Origin of the sequence: Actinomyces sp. ICM47, from assembly GCF_000278725.1 — a bacterium.
GTDB lineage: Bacteria > Actinomycetota > Actinomycetes > Actinomycetales > Actinomycetaceae > Pauljensenia.
In genome coordinates this window covers 1-9,746 of sequence record NZ_ALCA01000007.1, presented here as the reverse complement: position 1 = coordinate 9,746, position 9,746 = coordinate 1, and the positions used below count along the sequence as shown (strand labels likewise).

Annotated in this window: 8 protein-coding genes; all 8 read left to right on the top strand. The window is 66.6% G+C overall.

Annotated elements, in window-relative coordinates; translation table 11 throughout:
• The coding region (gene infB, locus HMPREF1136_RS00325; protein ID WP_009647299.1) for a translation initiation factor IF-2 at window positions 1–2,043 on the top strand (2,043 nt) is incomplete at its 5' end.
• Between the two features lie 99 nt (window positions 2,044–2,142).
• A complete protein-coding gene (rbfA, locus tag HMPREF1136_RS00320; RefSeq protein WP_009647302.1) occupies window positions 2,143–2,595 on the top strand; it encodes a 30S ribosome-binding factor RbfA in 453 nt (150 codons plus the stop codon).
• A 6-nt stretch (window positions 2,596–2,601) separates the two neighbouring features.
• Window positions 2,602–3,633, top strand: a complete 1,032-nt coding sequence (gene truB / locus HMPREF1136_RS00315) for a tRNA pseudouridine(55) synthase TruB (protein WP_009647303.1) — start codon at window positions 2,602–2,604, stop codon at window positions 3,631–3,633.
• Between the two features lie 12 nt (window positions 3,634–3,645).
• Entirely contained in the window at window positions 3,646–4,635 is a 990-nt protein-coding gene (locus HMPREF1136_RS00310; protein WP_009647304.1) for a bifunctional riboflavin kinase/FAD synthetase, read from the top strand.
• 234 nt (window positions 4,636–4,869) lie between these two features.
• Window positions 4,870–5,139, top strand: a complete 270-nt coding sequence (gene rpsO, locus HMPREF1136_RS00305; RefSeq protein WP_007587851.1) for a 30S ribosomal protein S15 — start codon at window positions 4,870–4,872, stop codon at window positions 5,137–5,139.
• 185 nt (window positions 5,140–5,324) lie between these two features.
• Window positions 5,325–7,670 (top strand): polyribonucleotide nucleotidyltransferase, encoded by a 2,346-nt coding sequence (locus tag HMPREF1136_RS00300; protein WP_009647301.1) that lies wholly within the window; start codon window positions 5,325–5,327, stop codon window positions 7,668–7,670.
• A 132-nt stretch (window positions 7,671–7,802) separates the two neighbouring features.
• Window positions 7,803–9,107 carry a M16 family metallopeptidase gene (locus HMPREF1136_RS00295; RefSeq protein WP_009647300.1) on the top strand — a complete coding sequence of 435 codons (1,305 nt, stop codon included), beginning with the start codon at window positions 7,803–7,805 and terminating at the stop codon, window positions 9,105–9,107.
• Window positions 9,108–9,185: 78 nt separating this feature from the next.
• The coding region (locus tag HMPREF1136_RS00290) for a 4-hydroxy-tetrahydrodipicolinate reductase (protein WP_009647298.1) at window positions 9,186–9,746 on the top strand (561 nt) is incomplete at its 3' end.

Genomic DNA, 9,746 nt, shown 5'->3' with positions numbered 1-9,746 from the left:
CGCGGTCGCGGCGGTGCCCGTCCGGGTGCCGGTGCAGGAGCCGGAGCAGGAGCAGCCCAGAACAACGGCGGCGGTTTCGGTCCTCGCGGTGGCGGTCGCGGTGGTCGCGGCTCCACGCCGGGCGCATTCGGTCGCGGAGGCGGCCGCTCGCAGCGCGGACGCAAGTCGAAGCGCGCGAAGCGTCAAGAGTACGAGCAGCAGAACGCGCCAGTCATCGGCGGCGTCGCGATCCCGCGCGGTAATGGCGCGCAGATCCGCATCCGTCAGGGCGCGTCCCTGGCCGACCTCGCCGAGAAGATCGACGTCAATCCCGCAGCGCTCGTGACCGTCCTCTTCGCCCTAGGCGAGATGGCGACCGCCACCCAGTCCCTCGACCAGGACACCTTCGAGGCACTGGGTGCCGAACTCGGCTACGACGTCAAGGTCGTCTCGCCTGAGGACGAGGACCGTGAGCTGCTCGAGTCCTTCGACATCGACCTCGAAGCCGAAGAACTTGACGACGCCGAGAACATGGAACCGCGCCCGCCGGTCGTCACCGTCATGGGTCACGTCGACCACGGTAAGACCAAGCTGCTCGACGCTATCCGTCACACGGACGTTGTCGACACCGAGCATGGCGGCATCACGCAGCACATCGGTGCCTACCAGGTCAAGGTCACGGCTGAGGACGGCACGCGCCGCCCGATCACCTTCATCGATACCCCCGGTCACGAGGCCTTCACGGCCATGCGTGCCCGTGGTGCACAGGTCACCGATATCGCGATCCTCGTGGTCGCGGCCGATGACGGCGTCATGCCTCAGACGGTTGAAGCCATCAACCACGCGCAGGCGGCCGACGTGCCGATCGTCGTCGCGGTCAACAAGATCGATAAGGAAAGCGCGAACCCGGAGAAGATCCGCTCCCAGCTCACCGAGTACGGCCTGGTCGCCGAAGAGTACGGCGGCGACGTCATGTTCGTGAACATCTCGGCCAAGCAGCGCACGGGCATCCGCGAGCTGCTCGAGGCCGTCCTGCTGACGGCCGATGCGGCCCTGACTCTCGAGGCCAACCCGAACACGGACGCCCGCGGCGTCGCCATCGAAGCCAACCTGGACAAGGGACGCGGTGCCGTCGCGACCATGCTGGTTCAGCGCGGCACGCTCCACGTGGGCGACTCCCTCGTGGTCGGCTCGTCCTACGGTCGCGTGCGCGCCATGTTCGACGACGCCGGCAACGACGTCTCCGAGGCTGGCCCGTCGACCCCGGTCGCGGTCCTCGGACTCACGTCGGTCCCGCGCGCCGGCGACTCGTTCCTGGTCGCCAACGACGACCGCACGGCCCGCCAGATCGCCGACAAGCGTGAGGCAGCCGAGCGCCAGGCCCTGTTGGCCAAGCGCCGCAAGCGCGTCTCCCTGGAGGACTTCGACAAGGTCCTGGCCGAGGGCGAGGTCGACACCCTCAACCTGGTCATCAAGGGCGACGTGTCCGGTGCCGTCGAGGCCCTGGAAGACTCCCTGCTGCGCATCGACGTGGGCGACGAGGTCGCGCTGCGTATCATCCACCGCGGTGTCGGTGCGATCACGCAGAACGACGTCAACCTGGCGACCGTCGACAACGCGGTCATCATCGGCTTCAACGTCCGTCCCGCCGAACGCGTGGCCGAGATGGCGGATGCCGAGGGCGTCGAGATCAAGTACTACAACGTCATCTACTCGGCGATCGACGACATTGAAGCTGCCCTCAAGGGCATGCTCAAGCCGATCTACGAGGAGGTCCAGCTGGGCACCGCGGAAATCCGCCAGGTCTTCCGCTCCGGCAAGTTCGGCAACATCGCCGGTTCGATCGTCCGCTCCGGCACGATCAAGCGCGGAACCAAGGCACGCCTGGTGCGCGACGGTGTGGTTGTGGCCGACAACCTCGAGATCGCCTCTCTGCGTCGCGAAAAGGACGATGTCACCGAGGTCCGCGAGGGCTACGAGTGCGGTATCACCCTGGGCTACAAGGACATCACCGAAGGCGATGTCATTGAGACCTGGGAGATGCGCGAGAAGGCTCGTGACTGATTCCGCAGCGTGAAGTATCGGGGTCCGAGTATGCTCGGACCCCGATCTTCGCACATGTAATGTTCTGACAAGGGCTTTAGTGCCCGAAAGGAGGGCGCGATGGCTGACGAGGCTCGCGTTCGTAAGGTGCAGGAGCGAATCCTGCAGACTGTTGCGTCGATGATTGGCCGCGATGTGAAGGATCCCCGCCTGGAGCTCGTGACGATCACGGACGTGCGCGTGACGGGGGACCTGCAGCATGCGTCCGTTTTCTACACGGTGCTTGGCGATGACGAGCAGCGTGAGAAGGCCGCGCGTGCATTCGCTTCCGCGCAGGGCCTGTTTCGCTCACGCGTCGGCAAGGTCCTGGGGCTGCGCCTGACCCCGACGCTGGAGTTCATCCCGGACGCGCTTCCCGAGAGCGCGGCAGCCTTGGAGGATGCCCTCGCGAAGGCCAAGGCGAAGGACGAGGCGATTGCCGCCGCCGCGCAGGGCGCGACCTACGCGGGCGAGGAGGACCCCTACCGTCACGACGACGAAGAGGGCGAAGCGGACGAGAAGGATTGGGCCTAATCGCGCATGGCTCGTCGCCCCGATAACCCGCGCCCCGGCCTGCTCGTCATCGACAAGCCCGCTGGCATTACCAGCCACGATGTCGTTGCGCGTGTGCGACGCCTGGGCCACACCCGCAAGGTGGGCCACGGCGGCACGCTGGACCCCATGGCGACCGGGGTCCTCGTCATCGGTGTTGGTAAGGCAACGAAGCTCCTCACGTGGGTGAGCGGGCATTCGAAGGAGTATCTGGCGACAATCCGTTTCGGTATTGGGACCAACACGGATGATGCCGAGGGACTCCCCACGTCAGCGGTGGGGTGCACCTCCCTCAGCGAGTCCGACCTGGAGGCGGCGCTCGCGCCCCTGCGCGGTGACATCATGCAGGTTCCCACGACGGTGTCGGCGATCAAGGTGAACGGCAAACGAGCGTATGCGCTCGCCCGCGCGGGGCAGGACGTCGAGCTGGCGGCGCGCCCGGTGCGTATCTCGCGCCTGGAGGTTCTTGCGGCCCCGCGCGTATCTGAGGTTTGCCTCGACGAGGCCGTGGCCCGGGAGAGCGCATGCGTTCCCGGGCCGGTTCGCGTCGTCGATGTTGACGTGGCTGTCGAGTGTTCGTCGGGCACCTACGTACGGGCCCTCGCGCGCGATGCGGGCGCGGCCCTGGGGGTTGGTGCTCACCTCACCGCGCTGCGGCGGACGCGCGTCGGTGACTTCCCGCTTGAAGGCGCGCTCACCCTCGATGAACTCGCCGCCGCCGTGGAGGACGAAGAGGGTGGGCAGCAGCCTGTTCTGCCCCTGATTCCCCTGGGTCGGGCGGCACTCGCCATGTTCCCCGCCCTGCCCCTCACTGAGGCCGAGGCAGGGGCCTTTGCGCACGGCCAGGCCCCCCGACGTTCGCGCGGGCAACTCGCGCAGTGGGCCGCGCAAGTCGGCGATGCGCTGCCGATCGCCTCGGAGGGGGAGACCCCACCAATCGCGGCCACGTCGCCGTCAGGTGAGGTCCTCGGCCTGCTGCGCATCGACGCTGCGCGCCTGCGGACCGTCCTGGTTTTTTAAGAAAGAGAGACAATGAACGTCTGGCAGTCCCTGACCGACATCCCCGGCAACGAGGCCAGTGTCGTCACCATCGGTAACTTCGACGGCATGCACAACGGTCACAAGAAGGTCATCGCCACCTGCGTGGAGCGTGCACACAAGCTCGGCGTCGACGCCGTGGCCATCACCTTCGACCCGCACCCGATTCAGGTGCATAAGCCCGAGGTGGGCCTCCAGCTCATCTCCCCGCTGCGTGACCGCCTCGACGCAATGGAGGCCGCCGGACTGGACGCCACTCTCGTCGCCCACTACGACAAGAGCGTCTACAGCCTCGAACCCGACGAGTTCGTTTACGAATTTCTGGTCGAGCGCTGTGGTGCCCGCGAGGTTGTCGTCGGTGAAGACTTCCGCTTCGGTCGCGGCAACGTCGGAACGATCGACACACTGCGCGCCCTCGGACGCCGCTATGGCTTCGATGTCTTGACCGTTACCGACATCGAGGCACCCGAGGGACGCCGCTGGTCCTCCTCATGGGTGCGCGAACTTCTGGCTACAGGCGATGTCTCCGGTGCCGCCCGCGTGCTCGGTCACCTGCACCGTATCCGCGGCACCGTCTGCCACGGCTTCAAGCGTGGTCGCACGCTCGGATTCCCCACCGCGAACCTCTCGCAAGAGGTCGAGGGCGTCATCCCTGCAGACGGTGTCTACGCTGGCTGGGTCGTGCGTGCCGTCCCCGGCACCCAGTCCGCTGAGTTCCTGCCTGCCGCCATCTCCGTGGGTACCAACCCACAGTTCAACGGCGAGGAGCGCACCGTCGAGGCACACGTCTTAGGCCGCTCCGACCTGAACCTGTACGGCGAACGCATCGCTGTCACTTTCGTGTCGCGTATCCGTCCGATGCTGTCCTTCGATAACGTCGACGGCCTGTTGCGCCAGATGGACGACGACCTGCGTCAGACGGCTTCCGTCCTCGGTATCGGCGTCGCCGGGCGCGTCGACCCGGACTCAGTCACCGCCTCCTAATGCCTCCCCGGATCCACGCACTTGTTGGGTGCTCGGCCCTGCCCTGGCGTGCGGACAGATAACGGGGGAGGGGAGGAGACCTCGCCCCCGACCGGCCAAATCGTTAGCTTCGTCGCTCACGAGGAGACTGACAACTCGGACGTGCTACTGTAGAAAGGCCGTACACCGGCCGCGGACTGTCAGCATCCGGGAGACGCCCGGATGCCCCGCGCAACGAATACAAAGGAGAAGCCTGTGCCGCTGAGCAAGGACGTCAAGGACCAGATCATCGCCGAGTACGCTACCCACGAGGGCGACACCGGTTCCCCCGAGGTGCAGATCGCGCTGCTGACCCGCCGCATCAAGGATCTGACCGAGCACTTCAAGACCCACACGCACGACCACCACTCCCGTCGTGGCCTGCTACTGCTGGTCGGCCGTCGTCGCCGCCTGCTGGGTTACCTGGCTGACATCGACATCGAGCGTTACCGTTCGCTCATCGAGCGTCTCGGCCTGCGCCGCTGATTTTGGGCCGGCCCGCCTCCCATAACGGAGACGGGCCGGTTTTCACACGCCCGCCTCGGGCACGCCGTTTATTTTTCGCGCGCAAGCCGCCGGTTTTCGACAGTGGCCTCCGGAGAGTTGATCCGTGGGCTTCGATCGAAGGCCGAAGTGGAGCGCGACACCAACAAACCAAGGAGAAACGCCCCATGATGGAAGGCTCTGACATCATCGCCGCAGAGGCGATTATCGATAACGGCCGTTTCGGCAAGCGCGTCGTGCGCTTCGAAACCGGCCGTCTCGCCAAGCAGGCCGCCGGCTCTGCTCTGGCCTACCTGGATGATTCCACCACCGTTCTGTCGGCCACGACCGTTGGCAAGAACCCCAAGGATCAGTTCGATTTCTTCCCGCTGACCGTTGACGTTGAAGAGCGTCAGTACGCTGCGGGTCGCATCCCCGGTTCCTTCTTCCGCCGCGAAGGCCGCGCGGGCACCGAGGCCATCCTGGCCGCCCGCCTCATCGACCGCCCGCTGCGCCCCGGCTTCGTCAAGGGCCTGCGTAACGAGGTTCAGGTCGTCGAGACCGTCCTGACGATCGACCCGGATGACGCCTACGACGTTCTGGCGATCAACGCCGCCTCCATGTCCACCCAGATCGCTGGCCTGCCGTTCACCGGCCCGATCGGTGGTACTCGCCTGGCCCTGATCGACGGCCAGTGGGTCGCGTTCCCGCGCTGGAGCGAGCTCGAGCGTTCCGTGTTCAACATCGTTGTCGCGGGCCGCATCGTCACCAAGGAGGACGGCTCCGAAGACGTCGCGATCATGATGGTCGAGGCCGGCGGCGGCAAGAACGAGTGGGATCTCATTCAGGCTGGTGCTACCGCTCCCACCGAAGATGTTGTGGCCGACGGCCTCGAAGCTGCAAAGCCCTTCATCAAGGCGCTGTGCGAGGCTCAGATCAAGGTCGCCGAGAAGGCCTCCAAGGAGACCGCCGACTTCCCGCTGTTCCTGGACTACACCGACGAGGAATACGCCGCTGTTGAGGAATACGCCGCCGAGAAGGTCGCTCAGGCGCTGCTGACCGAGGGCAAGCTCGCCCGCGACGAGGCCGTGGATGCCGTCAAGGAAGAGATGCTCGAGGCTCTTGCTGAGCGCTTCCCCGAGTCGGAGAAGGCCCTCAAGGCCGCGTTCCGTTCGCTCGAGAAGGCCACGATCCGTAATCGCACCCTGCGTGAAGAGATCCGCATGGATGGCCGTACCCCGCGCCAGATCCGTTCTCTCTCCGCCGAGGTTGAGGTCCTGCCCCGCGTGCACGGCTCCGCCCTGTTCCAGCGCGGTGAGACCCAGATCCTGGGCGTGACCACCCTGGCCATGCTGCGCATGGAGCAGCAGATCGACAACCTGTCGCCCATCAATTCCAAGCGCTACATGCACCAGTACAACTTCCCCCCGTTCTCCACGGGCGAGGTTGGCCGCGTCGGTTCCCCGAAGCGCCGCGAGATCGGCCACGGTGACCTGGCCGAGCGCGCGCTGGTTCCCGTCCTGCCCTCGCGCGAGGACTTCCCCTACGCGATCCGTCAGGTCTCCGAGACCATGGGTTCTAACGGCTCGTCCTCGATGGGATCCGTGTGTGCCTCGACCCTGTCCCTCCTCCAGGCTGGCGTGCCGCTGCGCGCCCCCGTCGCGGGCATCGCGATGGGCCTCATGACCGGTGAGGTCGATGGTCAGTTCAAGGCCGTCACCCTGACCGACATCCTGGGTGCCGAGGACGGCTTCGGCGACATGGACTTCAAGGTTGCCGGTACCCGTGACTTCATCACGGCCCTGCAGCTGGACACCAAGCTCGACGGCATCGACTCCCAGGTGCTGCGCGCCGCGCTGGCCCAGGCACGCGACGCCCGCCTGGCGATCCTCGACCTGATCAACCAGGCGATCGACGGCCCGGATGAGATGAGCCCGAACGCTCCTCGTATCATCACCGTCAAGGTTCCCGTCGACAAGATCGGCGAGGTCATCGGTCCCAAGGGCAAGATGATCAACCAGATTCAGGACGAGACCGGCGCTGACGTCACCATCGAGGACGACGGCACCGTCTACATCGCCTCTTCCGACGGGGCTTCCGCCGAGGCCGCCCGCACGATGGTTAACCAGATCGCGAACCCGCAGATGCCCGAGGTCGGCGAGCGCTTCGTCGGCACGGTTGTCAAGACCACGTCGTTCGGCGCCTTCGTGTCGCTGACCCCCGGTAAGGACGGTCTCCTGCACATCTCGCAGGTCCGTCGCCTCGTGGGCGGTAAGCGCATCGACTCCGTGGACGACGTCCTGCAGGTCGGCCAGCAGGTCGAGGTCGAGATCAACGAGATCGGCGACCGCGGCAAGCTGAGCCTGCACGCCGTCATCGACGGCGATGCTGGCGAGCTGGAGGTCCCCGAGGGTGAGTCTTCCGAGCCGCGTCGCGAGCGCCGTGACCGTTCTGAGCGCCGCGAGCGCCGTCCCCGCACCCGCACCCGTCGTCGTCGCGACGACGAGCGTGAGGAAGGCGCGTCTGAGGAGTGAGTAGCTCCCGATAGCTGAAGTGACCGGTGGCCGGGATGGAGCGCGTGCTCCGCCCGGCCACCAGCCCTTGTACGGCTACACTGTGAACGTTTCGTGCCAATCCCCGGCCCGCGGGGACGCAAGAGGAGAAGAATGACGCCTAAGCCGCTGCCGCTCGACGAGTCCCGCCTGTCCATCGAGGACGGTGACACGCGCATCGAGCGCACAATCCTGGGTGCTGGGACGCGTGTGCTGACCCAGACGATTCCCGCGACGAAGAGTGCAGGCGTGTCCCTGTGGGTACCTGTGGGGTCGCGTGATGAGGGACCGCGCACGGCGGGATCTACTCACTTCCTCGAGCATCTCCTCTTCAAGGGCACGAATAGGCGCTCGGCTCTCGACATCGCTGTCGCCTTCGACAGCGTCGGCGGCGAGTCCAACGCCGAGACTGCCCGCGAGCACACCGCGTACTGGGCGCGCGTTCGCGACGCCGACCTGGACATGGCGATCGAGACGCTGGCCGACATGGTCACCGACTCGCGCCTGGACGAGGATGATTTCGCGATGGAGCGCGGCGTCATCCTCGACGAGCTGGCGATGGGGGAGGACTCGCCTACGGAAACCGTTCACGAGGCTTTCCAGCTGGCTGTCCACGGTGACCGCCCCATCGGCCGTCCCGTCGGCGGCACCTCCCAGGCGATCCGCGAGGTCGGCCGCTCTGACGTGTGGGATCACTACCAGTCCCACTACTCGCCCTCTTCGCTCATCGTCGCAGCCGCCGGCCACGTCGACCACGACCATATCGTCGAGCGCGTCCAGGCCGCCCTGGAGGCGTCCCCCTGGGATCACGCGAGCGCGGCCGCGCCCCGGCCTCGTCGATCAACGACCGCGACGCCCATCGCCGACCACGAGAAGGACATCACGCGACAGCGCGACGTCACGCAGGCGCACGTCCTCATCGGTTGTGAAGGCTTGTCGGCCACCGATCCGCTGGGTCCCACGATGAGTGTGCTGCTCTCGATCCTTGGCGGGTCCATGTCCTCGCGCCTCTTCCAGGAGGTGCGCGAAAAGCGTGGCCTGGCCTATACGACCTATGCCTACGACGTCGCCTACTCCGACACGGGTACCTTCGGCATGTACGCGGGCTGCAGCCCCGACAATGTCGACGAGGTCGAGGCCATCATGCGCGCTCAGCTGGAGGACCTGGCCGCGGACGGCCCGACCGAGGAGGAGATGACGCGCGTGCGCGGGCAGGTCCGCGGAGGCGTCGTCCTGGGCCTGGAGGACAACTGGTCGCGCATGATGCGACTGGGCCGCTCGGAGATCGTCGGGCGCTACCGTCCCATCGACGAGTCGTTGGCCGAATTCGACTCGGTGGGCGCGCATGACGTTCGCGCCCTGGCCGCCTCCCTTATCGCCAAACTGGACTGCCGCGCGCTGGTCCTGCCCCAGGACTGAGTCGTGAGAATCCCCGCCCGCTGCCCGGGTGCGGGGCATAGCCTTGACACTAAGCAACCCTTTCAGAAGGAGACAATGATGATTCGCGTGGCAGTGACCGGAGCTAAGGGCCGCATGGGCTCCACCGTCGTGGCGGCCGTGACCGGTGCCCCCGATATGGAGGTCGTCGCTCAGCTGGATGCAGGTGATCCGATCACCAAGAAAACCGTTAACGGCGCGCAGGTCGCCGTCGACTTCTCGGTTCCCGGAGTCACCGAGGCGAACGTGCACGCGCTCCTTGACGCCGGTGTGGATGTCGTCGTGGGCACGACGGGGTGGACCGAGGAGTCCTACGCGCGCGTGCGCACTCATGCGCAGGAGGCGGGCCGCGCTGTTCTGATTGCCCCGAACTTCGCGATGGGCGCGGTGCTGGCCATGAAGTTTGCTGCCATGGCCGCCCCCTATTTCGAGTCCGCCGAGGTCATCGAGATGCACCACCCGGGCAAGGTGGACGCCCCCTCGGGCACGGCGGTGGCCACCGCGCGCGGCATCGCTCGCGCACGCGCCGAGGCTGGCCTGGGCGACATGCCCGACGCCACCGAGATGGACGAACTGGGCAGCCGAGGCGGTCGCGTCGACGGCGTCCCGGTGCACGCCGTG

Coding starts and splice junctions, on each gene's coding strand:
- rbfA (WP_009647302.1), top strand. CDS start 2,143: ATGGCTGACGAGGCTCGCGTTCGTAAGGTGCAGGAGCGAATCCTGCAG.
- truB (WP_009647303.1), top strand. CDS start 2,602: ATGGCTCGTCGCCCCGATAACCCGCGCCCCGGCCTGCTCGTCATCGAC.
- HMPREF1136_RS00310 (WP_009647304.1), top strand. CDS start 3,646: ATGAACGTCTGGCAGTCCCTGACCGACATCCCCGGCAACGAGGCCAGT.
- HMPREF1136_RS00300 (WP_009647301.1), top strand. CDS start 5,325: ATGATGGAAGGCTCTGACATCATCGCCGCAGAGGCGATTATCGATAAC.
- HMPREF1136_RS00295 (WP_009647300.1), top strand. CDS start 7,803: ATGACGCCTAAGCCGCTGCCGCTCGACGAGTCCCGCCTGTCCATCGAG.